13 protein-coding genes and 1 pseudogene are annotated in these 16,665 nt (G+C 65.2%); 8 read left to right on the forward strand and 6 right to left on the reverse strand.

Going from position 1 to position 16,665, the window contains the following annotated elements:
* The first annotated feature begins 6 nt into the window (after window positions 1-6).
* Entirely contained in the window at window positions 7-396 is a 390-nt protein-coding gene (locus tag ACTIEZ_RS00255; RefSeq protein WP_439544637.1) for a type II toxin-antitoxin system HicB family antitoxin, read from the forward strand.
* Here ACTIEZ_RS00255 and ccmI read toward each other — a convergent pair.
* The 4 genes from ccmI to ACTIEZ_RS00275 all read right to left on the reverse strand — a co-directional run bounded on the left by ccmI (window position 393) and on the right by ACTIEZ_RS00275 (window position 4,806).
* Window positions 393-1,649, reverse strand: a complete 1,257-nt coding sequence (gene ccmI / locus ACTIEZ_RS00260) for a c-type cytochrome biogenesis protein CcmI (protein ID WP_439544638.1) — start codon at window positions 1,647-1,649, stop codon at window positions 393-395. The genes ACTIEZ_RS00255 and ccmI overlap by 4 nt on opposite strands.
* Before the next feature lie 7 nt (window positions 1,650-1,656).
* Window positions 1,657-2,091 carry a cytochrome c-type biogenesis protein gene (locus tag ACTIEZ_RS00265; protein ID WP_439544639.1) on the reverse strand — a complete coding sequence of 145 codons (435 nt, stop codon included), beginning with the start codon at window positions 2,089-2,091 and terminating at the stop codon, window positions 1,657-1,659.
* Between the two features lie 164 nt (window positions 2,092-2,255).
* Window positions 2,256-2,810 (reverse strand): DsbE family thiol:disulfide interchange protein, encoded by a 555-nt coding sequence (locus ACTIEZ_RS00270; protein ID WP_439544640.1) that lies wholly within the window; start codon window positions 2,808-2,810, stop codon window positions 2,256-2,258.
* Between the two features lie 10 nt (window positions 2,811-2,820).
* Window positions 2,821-4,806 carry a heme lyase CcmF/NrfE family subunit gene (locus tag ACTIEZ_RS00275; protein WP_439544641.1) on the reverse strand — a complete coding sequence of 662 codons (1,986 nt, stop codon included), beginning with the start codon at window positions 4,804-4,806 and terminating at the stop codon, window positions 2,821-2,823.
* A gap of 152 nt (window positions 4,807-4,958) precedes the next feature.
* Between ACTIEZ_RS00275 and ACTIEZ_RS00280 the strand changes: the two genes are divergently transcribed.
* The 4 genes from ACTIEZ_RS00280 (at window position 4,959) to ACTIEZ_RS00295 (ending at window position 11,358) form a co-directional block, all read left to right on the forward strand.
* Entirely contained in the window at window positions 4,959-7,490 is a 2,532-nt protein-coding gene (locus tag ACTIEZ_RS00280; protein WP_439544642.1) for a cyclic nucleotide-binding domain-containing protein, read from the forward strand.
* Complete coding sequence (locus ACTIEZ_RS00285; RefSeq protein ID WP_439544643.1) at window positions 7,490-8,410, forward strand: hypothetical protein; 921 nt, start codon at window positions 7,490-7,492, stop codon at window positions 8,408-8,410. Before ACTIEZ_RS00280 ends, ACTIEZ_RS00285 begins: the two co-directional genes overlap by 1 nt.
* Window positions 8,411-8,435: 25 nt before the next feature.
* A complete protein-coding gene (locus ACTIEZ_RS00290) occupies window positions 8,436-10,391 on the forward strand; it encodes a cytochrome c3 family protein (RefSeq protein WP_439544644.1) in 1,956 nt (651 codons plus the stop codon).
* A gap of 112 nt (window positions 10,392-10,503) precedes the next feature.
* A complete protein-coding gene (locus tag ACTIEZ_RS00295) occupies window positions 10,504-11,358 on the forward strand; it encodes a phosphodiesterase (RefSeq protein WP_439544645.1) in 855 nt (284 codons plus the stop codon).
* Window positions 11,359-11,380: 22 nt separating this feature from the next.
* Here the strand turns inward: ACTIEZ_RS00295 and dnaN are convergent, their stop codons facing one another.
* Window positions 11,381-12,502, reverse strand: a complete 1,122-nt coding sequence (gene dnaN, locus ACTIEZ_RS00300) for a DNA polymerase III subunit beta (RefSeq protein WP_439544646.1) — start codon at window positions 12,500-12,502, stop codon at window positions 11,381-11,383.
* A gap of 98 nt (window positions 12,503-12,600) precedes the next feature.
* Here dnaN and ACTIEZ_RS00305 point away from each other — a divergent pair, with 98 nt between their 5' ends.
* A complete protein-coding gene (locus ACTIEZ_RS00305; RefSeq protein WP_439544647.1) occupies window positions 12,601-13,227 on the forward strand; it encodes a histidine phosphatase family protein in 627 nt (208 codons plus the stop codon).
* A gap of 55 nt (window positions 13,228-13,282) precedes the next feature.
* Here the strand turns inward: ACTIEZ_RS00305 and ACTIEZ_RS00310 are convergent, their stop codons facing one another.
* Entirely contained in the window at window positions 13,283-14,059 is a 777-nt protein-coding gene (locus ACTIEZ_RS00310) for a queuosine precursor transporter (RefSeq protein ID WP_439544648.1), read from the reverse strand.
* Window positions 14,060-14,155: 96 nt separating this feature from the next.
* Between ACTIEZ_RS00310 and ACTIEZ_RS00315 the strand changes: the two genes are divergently transcribed.
* Together ACTIEZ_RS00315 and ACTIEZ_RS00320 are read left to right on the forward strand one after the other, a co-directional pair.
* Window positions 14,156-15,424, forward strand: a complete 1,269-nt coding sequence (locus tag ACTIEZ_RS00315; RefSeq protein WP_439544649.1) for a DNA polymerase Y family protein — start codon at window positions 14,156-14,158, stop codon at window positions 15,422-15,424.
* 301 nt (window positions 15,425-15,725) lie between these two features.
* Window positions 15,726-16,661: pseudogene (locus ACTIEZ_RS00320) on the forward strand (NF038122 family metalloprotease); the annotation flags it as partial.
* Window positions 16,662-16,665 lie beyond the last annotated feature (4 nt).

The following is a 16,665-nucleotide window of genomic DNA, read 5'->3' on the forward strand; positions in this document are numbered from 1 at the left end:
AACGCGATGCAACGATATTACACAGCGATCATCGAACGCAGTGCCAGTGGCTTCAGCCTGTTCTTCCCCGATCTGCCGGGCTGCACCTCGGCCGGTGCCAGCGTTGAAGACGCTGCCCATGCCGCGCGCGAAGCCTTGGCTCTGCACATTGCCGGGCTGCGTGCGGACGATGAACCGATTCCCGATACGACCCCGGCAGACGCCATTCCAGCCGATCCAGATGTGACGGAATTCGCCCGCCTGCTGGTACCGGTGGAACTTTCTGGCCGCGCTGTCCGCCTGTCGATCACCATGGATGAAGGGCTGGTGGCAGCGATTGATGCCGTGGCCGACAATCGTTCGGGATTCCTGGCCGACGCTGCCCGCGCCGCGCTGTCGCGGCAAAAGGCGGCCTAAAGCCCCATCTCCGATGCTGCCGCCTTGATGCGGCCCTGCGCCGCCGCATCGCCGGCAAACGCCGCCAGCCCCTGATCGCGGGCCGTACGCGCGGCGGAGAGATCGCCCATCACCTGGCGGGCGCGCATCAGGCGCAGCCAGCCGGCTTCGTCCTTGGGGTTGGTCTTCAATCGCTCGGCGAGGCGTTCGACCATGCCGCGGATCATCGCCTGCTGGTCGGCCGGGGCCATTTGCTGGGCGGCCTGCACCTGGTCGCGGCTCGGGCTGGGCAGCACGCCGGCGGGCGGGCCGGCGGCGCTGGCCGCCGCAGCGGCGGCAGCCGGTTCCGGCACACCGGGCACGCTGGCATTGCCGGCCGGTCTGGTGGCGGCCAGCCGCGCAGCGATATCGATGCCGCCGGCTTGCGCGGTCTGTTCGATCACCGCTCGCAATTGCGGCAACCACGGCGCATCGGCAGGCGAATCGGCCAGCAAGGTCAGCCAGTCGTTGATCGCACTCTGGCGGTCGCCCTGTTCGGCCTTGCGCACCGCCAGGAAATAGCGGGCGCGCGCATCCGCGCCATCTTGCCGTGCAGCCAGTTCGAACGCCGCCGCGGCAGGCGCCGTCACCTGCCCACCAGCTTCCTGCACCAGCGCCTCGCCATAGGCCGATTGATAGCCGGCACCGGCCGGGTCGATGGCGATGGCGCGGGCATAGGCCTTGGCCGCATCGGAATAGCGCCCGGTCTGGAAATAGCTCCAGCCCAGCATGCGCCAGCCTTCGGGATCATCCGGCGTCGATTGCATCTTGGCTTCCAGGCCAGTGATCAACTGCGCGACTTCGGCCGATGGCGCCTCTGCGCCAGGCTGCGCAGCGGCCTGTTGTGCAGGCGCAGCCGAAGACGGCGCCGACGTGTTGGCCAGTTCCGGCTGCCCCATGCTGGCATAAAGCGCGGCTGCCGCGATCGCCACCAGCGCAGCCAGGCCCAGCGCCACGCCGGACAGGGATTTCTGGCCCAGCGTGCGATCAAGTTCCGCCGGGATATGGCCGGCGGCCAGCAACCGCCGGCGGATTTCGTTGCGCAGCCCTTCCGCCTCGGCCGGCTGGATGCTGCCCGACGCCAGTTGCACATCGATATCGGCGAGCTGATCCTTCAGCACCGCAATGGTGGCGGCACGGGCATCGACGCGGGCTTCGTGGCGACGCACCAGCGGGATGGTGAGCCAGGCCGCCGCCAGCGCGGCCAGCGCGGTGAGAATGATCCAGAGCGTCATGCGGGTCTCAGTCAGAGGGGCCAGACAGCCGGTCTAATTCGGCGCGTTCGGCCGCGGTCAACGGGGCATCGCCACGCGCGGCCGGGCGATTGCGTTGCCAGAGGAACAAGCCAAGCGCGCCGAACAGCAGAACGGCAAACGGCCCCACCCACAGCAGCAGCGTGTCACCTTCAACCGGTGGTTTCAGCAGCACGAAATTGCCATAGCGCTCCACCACATAGTCGCGCACTGCGGCGTCGCTTTTGCCGGCCGCGATCTGTTCGCGCACCAGCAGCCGCAAATCGCGCGCCAACGGGGCATCGCTGTCGTCGATCGACTGATTCTGGCAGACGACGCAGCGCAAATCCTTGCTCAGCGCGCGGGCGCGCTGTTCCTGCGCGGCGTCGGGCAGCATTTCATCGGGCAGCACGGCGGCGGCAGGCGCGGCGAAGAGGAGGGCCAACGCGAGCAGAACCGCTCCCCTCCCCTGAAGGGGAGGGGCTGGGGGTGGGGAATGGGAACTGGAGCGGAAACGTAACAGCAGCCGGCCCTTGACGGCACGTCCCCACCCCCAGCCCCTCCCCTGAAGGGGAGGGGTGAAGATTGGCGCACGTCTGACCATCCCCCTCATGCTTCGGCTCGCAATTGCTGCATCAGCGGCCTGATCTGGCCTTCCCACACCTCCGGGCTGATCGGGCCGATCTGCTTGAAGCGGACGCGGCCCTTCTTGTCGATGATGAACGTCTCCGGCACGCCGGTCACGCCCAGATCGATGGCGGTGCGGCCCTGCTCGTCCGCTGCGACACCAGCGTAAGGATTGCCATAGCGCGCCAACCAAGTGCGGCTGTCGCCTGGCTTGTCTTTCCAGGCGATACCATACACCGGGAAGCCTTCGGCCGCGATGCGCTCCAGCACCGGATGCTCCTGCGGGCAGGCGGCGCACCAGCTTGCCCAGATATTGAGCAAACGCGGCTCATCGCGGAAACTGGCGCTGGCAAAGCCCTGAAGTTCCTGGGGCCCGCCGCCGGCCTCTGCAGCGATGCCAGGCAACACGAATTCGGGCAGCGGCCGGTCGATCAACTGGCTGGGCAGCGCCTTCGGGTCTTGCGTCAGGCCGAAGCCGAGGAACGCCGCCAGGCCGGCAAAGGCGATGATCGGCAAAATGAAGACAAGGCGCTGCATGGTCGCTGGCTTATTCGGCCGGAACCATGTTGGGCGCAAGAGGGACACGCACCTGCGGCGCGCCGATGCGGAAACGCCGGTCTGCCAGCGACGCCGAACCACCCATCGCCATCAACAGTCCGCCGAACCAGATCCAGCCGACCAGCGGATGCCAGTAAATGCGCACGACAAGGCCCTGGCCGCGCGCATCGGCCTGCACATCGCCGATGGCGATATATTGATTGCCGATGATCGAGGCGTCGATGGCGGCCTCGGTCGTCTGGTTGCCGGACACGGTGTAGAGCCGGCGTTCGGAAAACAGCGTGCTGACGCTGCCATTCTGCGTCACGCTGAACTGGGCGCGCAGCGCGCGATAATTGGCGCCATCCAGTTCTTGTGCACCCACCATGGTGACCGACAGCGGGCCCGCGGTGGCGGTTTCGCCGGGGCGCATCACCAGGATCTTCTCGGCGGAAAACGCGCCCATCGCGGAAATGCCGGCGGTGGTGACGCCCAGCCCGGCGTGGGCCAGCACCAGACCGATCGTGGCCGCCGGCGTGGTGCGGACCAGCCGCCACGAAAAGCCGCTTGCCCCCCACCAGCGCCGCGCCAGCACCAGCAAGGCACCGAGGATCAGCCAGGCGCCCAGCGCCAGGCCGAACACCGCCGAGACTTGCGCGGCGCCCAGCCACAGCATCAAGCCGGCCAGCAGCCCCAGCACGCCGGCAGCGGGCACCAGCAATTTGCGGCCGACACGGCCCAGTTCGTCACGTTTCCAGGCCAGCACCGGCCCGATGGTGACCAGAATCAGCAACGGAATCGCCAGCGGCGCGAACACCAGATTGTAATAAGGCGGACCCACGGAAATCTTGTTGGTCGGCGAAATCGCCTCCATGATCACCGGATAGAAGGTGCCGAGGAACACCACCGCGGTCAGCGCCATCAGCAGCAGATTGTTGAGTGTCAGCCCCGATTCGCGGCTGACACTGCCGAACAGCGCGCCAGAGCGCAGCATCGGCGCGCGCAGGGCAAACAGGCCGAGCGCAGAACCGGTGGCGCCGATGATCATCGCCAGGATGAACACGCCGCGTTCCGGATCGACGGCAAAGGCATGCACGGACGTGAGAATGCCCGACCGCACCAGGAACGTGCCGATCAGCGACAATGAGAAAGCCAATATGGCGAGCAGGATCGTCCAGCCGGCCAGGCTGCCGCGCTTTTCGGTGACGATGGCGGAATGCAGCAACGCAGTCGCGATCAGCCAGGGCATGAAACTGGCGTTTTCCACCGGATCCCAGAACCACCAGCCACCCCAGCCCAGTTCATAATAGGCCCAGAAACTGCCCAGCGCGATGCCGCAGGTCAGCGGCACCCACGCCGCCAGCACCCAGGGCCGCATCCAGCGCGCCCAGGCCGGATCGGCGCGGCCTTCCAGCAGCGCGGCCACGGCAAAGCTGAACGTGACCGACAGGCCGACATAGCCGAGATACAGCAGCGGCGGGTGGAAGACGAGACCGGGGTCCTGCAGCAGCGGGTTCAGTTCGGCACCATCGAACGGCGCCGGATTGAGCCGGGCGAAGGGATTGGAGGTGAACAGGGCAAATGCCAGAAAGGCGACCGAGATGATCGCCTGGATGCTGAGGATGCGGGCCTGCAGCGTGGCGCGCAGATTGTCGCCAAAACGCGCGATGCCAGCACCATAGATCGCCAGCACCAGCACCCACAGCAGGATCGAGCCTTCGTGATTGCCCCAGGTCGCGGCCAGCCGATAGGCCAGCGGCTGCGACAGGGCGCTGTGATTGGCGACCACGGCCACCGAAAAATCGGCCTGGCCGAACAGGATCATCAGGCAGGCAAAGCTGATCGTGATCAGCACCGCCTGCAGGCTGGCGGCGCTGCGCCCGAAGGCCATGAACGCCGCATCGCCGCGCACGGCGCCGATCATCGGCAGCACGGCCTGCGCCGTTGCCACCAGAAGCGCGAGGATCAGGGCAAAATGGCCGATTTCGGCAAGCATGGGCGGCGCGTCTCCAGCGGGTTGGCTGAGCAGTGTGGCGGATAAAATGCCACCGATGCAATTCTTGCTCTAGCCGATACGTATCAAGATGGTAGGGTTTAATCTGTAACTGTGGTGGGTAAGCAGGGCTTGATCCGGGGGGCAAGACCGTTGTGACGACGTATCGCATCGCAATCGTGGGCTCTGGGCCGGCCGGCCTGTCGGCGGCGGCACACGCCGCGCGTCTGGGTTTGAGCCATGTGCTGCTTGAGAAAACCGACCATCTGTCGGACACGATCTACAAATATCAGAAGGGCAAACATGTGATGGCGACGCCATCGCAGTTGGTGCTCAGGTCCCCGCTGGATTTCGACGCCGGCAAGCGCGAAGCGGTGCTCGACACCTGGAGCGAGCAGACCAGCGCCGCGCAGGTGCTGGTGAAATATCATGCCGAAGTGAAGGCGATTGTCGGCACCGGGGAGGCCATTGCCGGATCGATCATGAAGATCGTCAGCCGCAAACGTGATGGCACCAGCGAAACCAGGGAAATCCAGCGCCTCGCGCCGCCCTATCGGCTGACGCTGACCAACGGCGAAGAGATCATGGCCGATACGGTGATCCTGGCCATCGGCACGCAGGGCAATCCCAATCTGATGGCATGCCCCGGCGGCAACCTGCCCCATGTGCAATATCAACTTGATGATCCGACCGAATATACCGACGAACATATTTTCGTCATCGGCGGCGGCGATGCCGGCATCGAAAACGCGCTCGGGCTGGCGGCCGATCCGGCGCAGAACAACACGGTCACGCTGGTCAACCGCTCGGCCGATTTCGCCACTGCCAAGGATGCCAACGTCAAGGCGCTGCTGGCGGCGCGCGATTCGGGCCGCATGAGCATCATGACCGAAACGACGACGCGTAGCATCGAGCCGGGCTGGATCACGCTCGACAGCCGCGACGGTGAAGTGCGCGCCCGCTGTGACCGGGTGATCGCCCGCATGGGATCGGCGCCGCCGCGCGGCTTCGTCGAAGGCTGCGGCGTGGAATTTGCCTCGGGCGACCGACTGGCCTTCCCGAAACTGTCGGCCACCTTCGAATCGACGGCGCCGGGCATTTATGTGGTGGGCGCGCTCGCCGGCTATCCGCTGATCAAGCATTGCATGAACCAGGGCCATGATGTCGTGGAGTTCATCAACGGCAATCTGGGTCTGAAGCCGGCCGACGAACCCATCCTGGAAGCCAAGCTGGCCGGTCTGCCCGGCAACAGAAGCGTTGCCGACTGGCTGGAATATCTGCGCGCCAGCGTGTCGATCCTTACGGGCATGAGCAGCCTGCAGATGCGCGAGTTCATGCTCGATTCGACCGTGAAACTCTACCGTGCCGGCGATGTGGTGTTCGAACGCAACGCGCCGGGATCATCCCTGTTCGGCATCGCGCAGGGCCAGGTCCTCGTCGAGGTGAACCCCAGCGATCCGTCGATCACCGTGCCGGTGGGTGCCGGCACCATCTTTGGCGAAGTTGGCCTGATTTCCGGGCGGCGTCGCGGCGCCACCATCCGGGCCGGCAGCGATTGCATCCTGGTGGAGATCAGCCGCAACGCCGCGCTGAAGCTGATGAGCCAGGTGCCGTCGGCCGCCCGCGAGATCACCCGCGTCACCACCGAACGCAGCCTTTTGCAGATCTTCAAATCGGGGCTGGCGCCGGCCGATCTGGTGGACGTGATCGCCGCATCCAAGGTGGAAACCATCCGCGCCGGCCAGTCCATCATCAAGGAAGGCGAAATCGGCGACGACATCTTCATCATCCGGTCGGGTTCGATGGTGGTGGAAAAGTCGCTGGGCGGCAAACCGGTGTTCCTTTCCTATGTGCCGGCCGGATCGTTCGTGGGCGAAATGGGCGTGATCGATGGCGCCCCGCGCAGCGCCACCGTGCGCGCCGCCGTGAAGAGCGACGTCATCCGCCTGTCCGGTGAGCCGTTCCGCGCGCTGCTCGCCGCCAAACCGCAATTGCTCGACAAATTGCGCGGCGAAATGGCCAGCCGCGTGTCGCTGAACAATTTCATCGAATCCAAGAAGGACAGTTTCTCGTCGGTGGTCGACATGTACACCGGCGTCGCCAATTTCCTGGTCGAACAGGGCGTCGGCGAAGCCACCGACGTGCTGCTGATCGACGAGAAATTGTGCGTCGGCTGCGACAATTGCGAGAAGGCCTGCGCGGATACCCATGATGGCCTGTCGCGGCTCGATCGCGAGGCCGGGCGCACCTATGCGCATCTGCACGTGCCGACCAGTTGCCGCCACTGTGAACATCCGCATTGCATGGCCGATTGCCCGCCCAATGCCATTCACCGAGGCCCGACCGGCGAAGTCTATATCGACGACACCTGCATTGGCTGCGGCAATTGCCAGCGCAACTGCCCCTATGGCGTGATCCGCATGGACAAGGTGCCGCCGAAAAAGCCCTGGCTGCTGAGCTGGTTCCTGTTCGGCAGCGGGCCCGGCCCCGGTGAGCCCAGCTCCAAATGGTCGAAGAAATCCGATCCGGCCTATGCCGAAAAGGCCAAGAAGGCGATCAAGTGCGACATGTGTTCGGGCCAGGAAGGCGGCCCGGCCTGCGTGCGCGCCTGCCCGACCGGGGCGGCCATCCGCGTCTCCCCCGAACAATTTCTCGGCGTCGCCCTGATGGGCCGGGACAACGGCTGATGGCCAGCAACGCCCCCCCTGTACCCGGCACCACCCGCAAGGTGATGAGCGGCAAGGCCGTGAAGCGCGCGCCGCGTGATTCGGCGCACGAGGGCTTTCTCACCCATCGCCGCGCCCGCTGGGCCAAGATTGCCGGCACGCTGTCGCTGGTGGCCTTGCTCACCTATCTGCTCACCGATCCGATCCCCCGCCACAATGGCGGCACCTGGCTGGGCTATACGCTCGGCACCATCGGCGCCGGCATGATCATCTGGCTGTCCCTGCTCGGCGTGCGCAAACGCGTGATCGGTTCCAAACCGTTCAGCCTGAAGGGCTGGACCAGCGCGCATGTCTATCTGGGCCTGTCGCTGATCGTCATCGGCACGCTGCACACCGGGTTTCAGCTCGGCCTGAATGTTCACACCCTGGCCTGGGTGCTGATGATGATCGTCATCCTGTCCGGCCTGTGGGGCATCAGCCTTTATGCCAATCTGCCCGAAAGACTGTCCGCCAATCGCGGTGAGGTCACCCAGCTGCAGATGCTGGAGGCGGTCCGCACCCTCGATCGCCAGCTCGATGCCGCTGCGCAGCCGCTGGGGCCGGAAGATGCGGCGCTGGTGCGATTGAGCCTGGAGGAATGCCGGATTGCCGGGTCGCTGCGCCAGCGCCTGTGGGGCAATTACGACAATGATGGCAATGCCCGGGCACTGGCGGCGATTTCAGACCGGGTGATGACCGACATGCGCGCCGGCCGCGGCGATGATCTTGTGCGGCAGGTCCAGTTCCTGCTGGAGCGCAAGGAGGCGGCCTTGAGCCAGGCCCGCCGCCATATCCGGCTGAAGGCGCAGCTGGAATTCTGGTTGTACATCCATGTGCCGGTGACCGTCGCGTTGATCGCGGCGCTGCTGGCGCATATCCTCTCCGTGTTCATCTATTGGTGATGTCGATGCTGTGTGGGGGCAAGCCATGAGCTTCATCATCCGCCAGGTCGCCAAGCGCGCCGACGGTGGCGATATCATTCGCACGCGCACGTTGGGGACGGCCGAGATCAGCGTTGGCCGCGGCACCGATTGCGATATCCAGCTTGCCGATCTGGCGGTGATGCTGCGCCACGCCCGCCTGGTGCAGATCGCACCGGGCCGGGTGAGCGTGGAGACCACCGGCGGCGTGCCCGTCGAGGTTGCCGGCAAGTTCGTCACCCGCGCCGATGTGCAGTTGGCCGATGCGCCAGCGATCGACATTGGCCCGTTCCGCCTGTCGCTGTCGGCCGGCGAAGATGGCGCTGTTGCCGTCACTGCAGAACGCGTGGTGCCGCCGCTCGACACCGCCGATGCAGCGCAGGAAACGTCGGTCTTTTCGTTGCAGGGCGCGATGCCGACACGGCGGCGCCTCGCCTGGGTCGGCGGGCTGGCCGTGCTGGTGGTCATGCTGCTGCTGCCGTTGCTGCATTTCCTGGGCGAAGACCGCGCCGTGCTGCCACGTGACATGGTGGCCGAGGCGTCGCGGCCGGTGCCGGCCGGCAAGGCCTTTGGCGTTGGCCTGCAGGTGCCACAGCCGCGCAGTGTGCCGCCCGGCGGCCCGGCGCCGGATGAGCTGTGGTCCACCGGCAAATTGTCCAACGCCCACGCCAGCCTGTCCAACAATTGCGGCGCCTGCCACAATCAGGCGTTTGTTTCCGTAACCGACAGCAGTTGCAAGGCCTGCCACACGCCCGCGGCCCTGCCCGATCATGCCAAGCCATCCCGCCTTGCCAGCAGCCAGGCGCCGGAAACCGGCATCATCGGTATCGCACACAAGACCTTCAACCTGCCGCAGGGGCGCTGCACCAGTTGCCACAAGGAGCATGAAGGCGAAGCAACCGTGATGACGGTGGCCGCCAGCTTCTGCACCGATTGCCATGACGGCATGAAAACGCGGCTGGGCGACACGCAGGTCGCTGACGTGCCGAGCTGGAGCAAGCATCCTGATTTCCGCGCCACCCTGGTGTCGGCGCCGTCTGTGGACAAGCCGCAGTTCACCCGTGTCGCCCTGGCCGGTGCGCGCGAACGTTCCGGCCTGATCTATCCGCACGACATCCATCAATCGACCCGCAATGCGGTTGCCAACATGGCGCAAAAACAGGGCATGCCGGTAAATGCCGATGGCGCCCTGCCCTGCAGCTATTGCCACAAGCCGGACAGTGATCAGTTGCGCTTCAAGCCGATCGAGATGGAGGCCAATTGCGGCGAATGCCATGATCTGGCCTTTGCCCGCGATGGCGGCACGCTGCGCACGCTGCCGCACGGCAAGCCGGCGCAGGTGGCGGGCATCATCCGCGATTTCTATCTGGCGCAGGCGGTGGCACCGCGCGCCGGCGTGCAGCGCATCGCATTCGAACGCCGGCTGCCGGGCCGCATGGCAGAGGTGGAGGCGGCGCAGTTGCGGCTGGGCGGCATCGGCGATGCCCGCGCCCGTGCCGCAGCGGCCGTGGAAGCCGTGTTCACGGGCGGCGGGGTGCCCGGAAAGGGCATCTGCACCGATTGCCACCTTGTCACCGACACGCGCGCTGCCGATGTGACCAAGCGCTTCACCATCGCGGACGTGTCGATCAACGATCATTATCTGCCGCAGGGCCAGTTCCCGCACGGCCAGCACAAAAGCTATGATGGCAAGACCGGCCAGGCCGCCTGCGTCGCCTGCCACACCGACGTGCTGAAATCGAAACTGTCGAGCGACGTGCTGATCCCCGGCGTGGCAAATTGCCGCGAATGCCACGGTGCGCCGACCAAGGCGCTGCTGCCCGCCGCCGCCAAGGCCGGCGACAGTTGCGACACCTGCCATGGTTTCCACGAAGGCGGCGACACGCGCGCGCCGCTGCCGGCCGGCCATGGCGGCGCGCCGGCCCGCATCGCGGCGGCACGCAATGGGCCAGGTCGGTCCTGATGCAACTTGCGCACTTGCGAAAGTGTCGCAACTGCGTCAGATTTGGCCAGGATTACGTACCTGTCAGACGACAGATTAACGCCATGTGGGCGCAGACGCCGGGGGCCTTGTGATGTTGATTGCCCAGGTGACCGATATCCATCTCGGCTTTCAGCCGGACGACCCGGCGGAGTTGAACCGCAAGCGGTTTGACGAGGTGGTGGATGCGCTGCTGGCGCTGACGCCGCAGCCGGATCTGCTGCTGGCCACCGGCGACCTGACCGAACATGGCAGCTTGGCGTCCTATCAGACCCTGAAACTCATCACCGAACGCCTGCCGTTCCCGGTGCACTTCGCGCTCGGCAACCATGACGAGCGCAGCAACTTCCGCAGCGTGTTCCCCGACGTGCCGGTGCTGCCATCAGGCCATGTCCAATATGCCTTCGTGCACGGGCCGCTGCGCTTCGTCGTGCTCGATACGCTGGAGGAGGGCCATCACGGTGGCGCCTTTTCTGCGGAGCAGGCCACCTGGCTGGATACGACATTGGCCGAAGATACAAGCCCGACCATGCTGGTGCTTCACCACCCGCCGATCGAAACCGGCAATGGCTGGATGACCGAAGATCTGGACTCCCCGTGGGTGCGCCGGCTGGCCGCCGTAGTGGAGCGTCACCCCCATGTCATCCGCATGGTTACCGGCCATCTGCACCGCGCGATCGTCACCGGCTGGCACGGTACCACCCTGGCCGTGTGCCCATCGGCCGCGCCGCAGGTGGCCATCGATTTCCGCGAGATCGACCCGGAGGCGCCGGACGGCCGCGACATGATCGTGGCCGAAGCGCCCGGATTTGCGCTGCATTACTGGACGGGGCGCGATCTGGTCACCCATTATGGCAGCAGCGGCGATCACCCGGTGCTCGCCCGCTACAACGCCCGCATGCAGCCGACGGTGCAGCATATATTGGCGGAGCGGCTGGGCGGGCATTGAGCGCCCGGTTCACACCTGCTGCTCAGACCCGCATCGGCATCAACACATACAGCGCCCGCGAATCGTCATTCTCGCGGATCAACGTCGGCGCCGAGGCATCGGCCAGGTGCATATCGACCTGATCGCTGCCGACCTGCGAGAGAATATCGAGCAGATAGCGATAGTTGAAGCCGACCTCCAGCGCGTCGGCACCATAATCCGCCGGCACTTCTTCCGAAGCGGTGCCATTTTCCGGGCTGGTCACCGACAATGTCACCTTGTCCGGCCCCAGCGACAATTTCACCGCGCGGGTCTTTTCGGTGGTGGCAATCGCCGCGACCCGGTCCACGCCTTCGGCCAGGCCCTTCGCGTCGATCTTCAGCAGCTTGTCGTTGGCGGTAGGGATCACCCGGCTGTAATCCGGGAAGGTGCCGTCGATCAGCTTGCTGGTCAGCGTGCTATCCGCCGAGAATTTGAAGCGGATCTTCGCCGATGACAGGCTGATTTCCACCGGCGCATCGGCCGCCATTTCATCGAGCAACTTGCGCACTTCGTTCACGCATTTGCGCGGCACGATCACGCCCGGCATGTCGGCCGCACCGGCGGGCAGATCAAGCTCGATGCGGGCGAGACGGTGGCCATCGGTGGCCACACCGCGCAAGCGCGGCGCCGTGCCGGCCGTGGCGTGCAGATAGATGCCGTTCAGATAATAGCGCGTTTCCTCGGTGGAAATCGCGAAGCGCGTCGCGTCGATCAATTCCTTCAGATCGGCCGCGCTCAGCGTGAAGCGCACCGGCAGATCGGTTTCGGCAATCACCGGGAAATCGTCACGCTTCAGCGTCGACAGGCTGAACCGGCTGCGCGCCGATACCACGCTCATCCGTTCACCCGACACCGCCAGTTCGACCTGCGCGCCTTCGGGAAGCTTGCGGGCGATATCGAACAGGGTGTGCGCCGAAACCGTGGTGGCGCCGTTCACATCGATCGCCGCCGGGATGGTTTCCACCACCTGCAGATCAAGATCGGTGGCCATCAACCGCAAGCCATCACCGCGCGCCTCGATCAGCACGTTGGACAGGATCGGGATGGTGTTGCGGCGTTCAACCACCGACTGGATATGGCCCAGACATTTCAGCAGCGTTGCCCGTTCGACGGTAGCTTTCATCCTGATCCCTGTTGTCGCGATAATTTCATCATCACTATAGCCATTCATGCGGCGTGCGGTAGTGGCGATGTGCGGCAATATCGGCTTATGGTTGCGCCATGGATTTGATTCTCGCCCGCCACGCCGAAACCGTGTTCAACGCCGCCGCCCGCATGCAGGGCAACAGGGCGCACACCCCGCTTACCCGCGCCGGCATCGCCCAGGCCGAAGCGATGGGCGCCGCCCTGCGCGAAACCCTTGGCGAGGCCCCCGATCTCGATCTGTGGGTATCGCCTTCGGGCCGCACCCAGCAGACGGCGGCAATCGTCGGTGAGCATCTCGGCCTCGATTTCTTCAAGTGGCAGCGCGATGATCGCCTGCTGGAAATCGATGTCGGCGATTGGGAAGGCCGCTGGTATCACGATATCGTCGCCGAACTCGGCCGCCCCATCGTCGATACGGAACGTGGCCTGTTCTGCGAACCGCCGCCAGGCGGCGAATGGTTCCCGCAGATCGCCGATCGCCTCAACGACTGGCTCGCCAGCCTCTCTCCCACCCGGCCAGTGCTGGCCATCAGCCACGGCATCACTGCCGGCGTGCTGCGCGGATTGCTGGTCGGCGGCGACTCCTGGCACGGCGTCCCCGTGGCGCCGCGGGCACCGCAAGGCACCGTGTTCCGGATCGTGGACGGCGTCGAGCAGGTGATCCACACCGGCAGCGGCGCGGTGGTGGCGCGCGCCGCCTGAACCGGCGGCAAGGCAAGAATGCCAGCCAAAACCGGTATCGGCCGGCCGAACCCGGCTACACCCGCGTCGTGAACGGCGTGAAATCGGTGCCGGTGTCGAACACGTCCAGGCCCTCGGCCTCCTTGAACCACGCCACCACGCGATAGGTGACGGGCGTGAGGGCGGCTTCCCACAGCACTTTCAGCACATAGTTGGTGAACAACACCTGGATGACCAACGACGTCTCCCAGATGCCGCCAAACGCCAGCGGGTAGAACAGCAGCGAATCGACACCCTGTCCCACCACGGTCGAGCCGATGGTGCGCGTCCACAGCATCTTGCCGCCGGTGAGCAATTTCATCCGGGCCATCACGAAGGCATTGGCCATTTCGCCGGCCCAGAAGGCGATGATCGACGCGATGAAGATGCGCGGCACCTGGCCAAACACGTCGGCCAGGGCCGCCTGCCCTTGCCACGCCGGATCGGGCGGCAGGCTGACCACCACAAAACTCATGGTGGCGGCAAAGATCGAGGCGGCAAAGCCCACCCACACCACCCGCCGCGCGCGCGCAAAACCATAGACTTCGGTGAGCACATCACCGAGCACATAGCTGAGCGGAAAGAACAATATGCCCGCACCGAAGGTGACCGTGCCCCACAGCGGCAGATCGAGTTGCGCCGGCTTGCCCGCCCCGATCAGATTGGAGCAGATCAGGATCACGGCAAAGGCCGCCATCGCCACATCATAATAACGCAATTGCCGGCCGGCCAGCGACGCGGCCGACACGGCCCTTATGCCATCCGGTTCATCGACCTGCGCCAGCAAGGCGCGCTCATCAGGGCTGCTTGTCATGGCCGCGCACCATACAGGCTGGCGCGCAGCGGAAAACTACCCAACTGACGCATGGCGATTGTTCTTTTTTTGTTCTTACCATGCTATCGTGCCCGTATGGCTGAGTCGCTGCCTCTTCGCTGGCTCTATCTCGATCTCAACAGCTATTTCGCCAGCGTTGAGCAGCAGTTGAATCCCGATTTGCGCGGGCGCCCAGTGGTGGTGGCCCCGGTGATGACCGACAGCACCAGCGCGATTGCCGCCAGTTACGAAGCCAAGGCTTACGGCATCCGCACCGGCACGAAGATCTGGGAGGCCAAGGCCAAGTGCCGCGATCTGGTGATCGTGCCCGGCCGCCACGATGAATATGTGCGGTTCCACCACAGGATCATCGCCGAAGTGAACCGGCATGTACCAGTGACCAATGTCTGTTCCATCGACGAGGTGGCGTGCCGCCTGATGGACAATGAGAACAGCCCGGCCATGGCTGCCGACCTCGCAAGGCGGATCAAGGCCGGGCTGGCCGCCAATGTGGGGGCGTGTCTCACGGCCTCCATTGGCGTTGCCAGCAATCGCCTGCTCGCCAAGATGGCGGCCGACATGCAGAAACCCGACGGGCTGACCATCCTGACCGACGATGTGCGCGCCGCGCGCCTGTCGGACCTGCCGTTATCCGATATTCCCGGTGTCGGCCGCGCCATGGAAAAACGCCTGGCCGCCGCCGGGCTGGTAACGATGGCGCAGTTGCTGGCGATGACACCAGCGCAGGCGCGCCAGGCCTGGGGCAGCGTGTGGGGCGAACGGCTGCATATGCTGCTGCACGGCCACGAAATCGCCGATGTGGTGCATGCGCAGAAAAGCATCGGGCACAGCCATGTGCTGGGGCCGGACAAGCGCCCGCTGCCCATGGCCCGGCTGGTGGCGCGGCGGCTGGTGATGAAGGCCGGCACGCGCCTGCGCCGTGCCAATTTGCGCACCAGTTGGCTCGGCCTGTTCGTGAAGGGCGAAACCCGCGGCACCAGATGGAAGGCCGGGGTCAAGCTGGGCCAGGTGATGGACAGCCTCAGCCTGATCGAGGCGATGGACGGCCTGTGGGCGCAGATGGAGGCCGCCTTCCCCCATCGCCGCCTGCTGCAGGTCGGTGTCGTGCTGTCCGATCTGTCACCGGCCGATGCAGCGCAGGCCGATCTGTTCGATTCGGGTGCACTGCTATGCGCGCGCACCGATGCCCGCCGATTGGCGTTGAGCCAGGCGATGGACAAGGTGAACAACCGATTCGGCCGCGACGCCGTCACGCTGGGCCATGACGAACGCGGCGCCACGAGGTCACGCGGGCCGGCCATTGCCTTCACCCGCATCCCGGAACTGGCGGAATTCGTGGAATGACCTTGCCGAACGGACCATTTTTCGTGCGGCCAGACCGATTGAATCGGACCACCAGAAAAAAACTGGACGAACGCCGTGTTTCTTCCGTAAGAATTTACCTTCGTTTAATTCAGGGGGGGGGAACGAGATCATGCGGTTGGCACTTGGATTATTGCTTCTGGCGGCCGCTTCTCCGGTCCTGGCCCAGGGGCATGTGCACGGCTTTGCCTGCGGCCACCACTTCACCGAATTTCAGGGGGAGCTTGATCTCAGCCTGCGCAACCTCGCCTATTCGGCCGAAAATTTTTCGTCTGGCGGCGGCATGACCATTGTCCTGAACGATCTCGGCGGGGTCGGCGTGGGCACGCAGGCACGCGCCGGCTTCGAAGCCGCAGCGGCGTTGTGGACCAGCGTGTTGAAGGACCCGATCACCATCCGGCTCGACGTCAGTTTTGCCGCACTCGGCGCCGGCATCCTCGGCTCGGCGGGTTCGACCACCAACAGCGTAAGCTATACCGGTCTGGCCGGCCTGCTGGCGGCCGACGCCAAATCGGCCAATGATGCAAAGGCCGTTGCCGCCCTGCAGTCAGGGCCGCTGGCCTTCGTGACCAACGAACCGCCCGTGACAGGCGCCATCGATTCCCGCCTTCGCTTTCTGGACAACGACAATACGTTCGATAACAACAATATCGCGGCCAATACCGCCCAGTTGAAGGCGCTGGGTGTGAACCCGGTTTACGCGGCCAACAACCCGGGTGGTCGGGATGGCACCGTGCAGTTCAGCAGTGCCTTCGATTGGGATTTCGATCCCAGCGACGGGATCACGCCGGGCTTTTTCGATTTTGTCGGCGTGGCAGCCCACGAAATCGGCCACGTGTTGGGCTTTCGCTCTGGAGTCGATCTGGCAGACGTCAACGCCCTACCCGGCCGCGCCCTGCCCGGCACACGCGGCCTGGGCAACATCGCCTGGGGCACGGTCAATGATCTGCAACGCTATGGCGATTTCCAAGGCGATCGCGTGCTCGATTGGTCAATCGGCGGACAATCCTGCTTTTCCATCGATGGCGGCGCAAATTGCCTTGCGCTTCTGTCCACGGGCCGCGTGAACGGCGATTTGCGTCAGGCCAGCCATTGGAAGGACGATGTACTTCTGAACGCCAGTTCACAGCTTGGGATCATGGATCCAACCGCTAGCGGGCCCGGCGGCACCCAACCAGCCATGCGAATCACGGCGCTGGACCTGATCGCCTTCGACGTGATGG

Source organism: Sandarakinorhabdus sp., assembly GCF_051860625.1.
In the GTDB taxonomy this organism is placed as follows: domain Bacteria; phylum Pseudomonadota; class Alphaproteobacteria; order Sphingomonadales; family Sphingomonadaceae; genus Sandarakinorhabdus.

Excerpts from the sequence above, each read along its gene's own strand:
- dnaN (WP_439544646.1), bottom strand. The coding sequence starts at position 12,502 with ATGAAAGCTACCGTCGAACGGGCAACGCTGCTGAAATGTCTGGGCCAT.
- ACTIEZ_RS00295 (WP_439544645.1), top strand. The coding sequence starts at position 10,504 with ATGTTGATTGCCCAGGTGACCGATATCCATCTCGGCTTTCAGCCGGAC.
- ACTIEZ_RS00285 (WP_439544643.1), top strand. The coding sequence starts at position 7,490 with ATGGCCAGCAACGCCCCCCCTGTACCCGGCACCACCCGCAAGGTGATG.
- ACTIEZ_RS00275 (WP_439544641.1), bottom strand. The coding sequence starts at position 4,806 with ATGCTTGCCGAAATCGGCCATTTTGCCCTGATCCTCGCGCTTCTGGTG.
- ACTIEZ_RS00290 (WP_439544644.1), top strand. The coding sequence starts at position 8,436 with ATGAGCTTCATCATCCGCCAGGTCGCCAAGCGCGCCGACGGTGGCGAT.
- ACTIEZ_RS00270 (WP_439544640.1), bottom strand. The coding sequence starts at position 2,810 with ATGCAGCGCCTTGTCTTCATTTTGCCGATCATCGCCTTTGCCGGCCTG.
- ACTIEZ_RS00315 (WP_439544649.1), top strand. The coding sequence starts at position 14,156 with ATGGCTGAGTCGCTGCCTCTTCGCTGGCTCTATCTCGATCTCAACAGC.
- ccmI (WP_439544638.1), bottom strand. The coding sequence starts at position 1,649 with ATGACGCTCTGGATCATTCTCACCGCGCTGGCCGCGCTGGCGGCGGCC.
- ACTIEZ_RS00305 (WP_439544647.1), top strand. The coding sequence starts at position 12,601 with ATGGATTTGATTCTCGCCCGCCACGCCGAAACCGTGTTCAACGCCGCC.
- ACTIEZ_RS00310 (WP_439544648.1), bottom strand. The coding sequence starts at position 14,059 with ATGACAAGCAGCCCTGATGAGCGCGCCTTGCTGGCGCAGGTCGATGAA.
- ACTIEZ_RS00255 (WP_439544637.1), top strand. The coding sequence starts at position 7 with ATGCAACGATATTACACAGCGATCATCGAACGCAGTGCCAGTGGCTTC.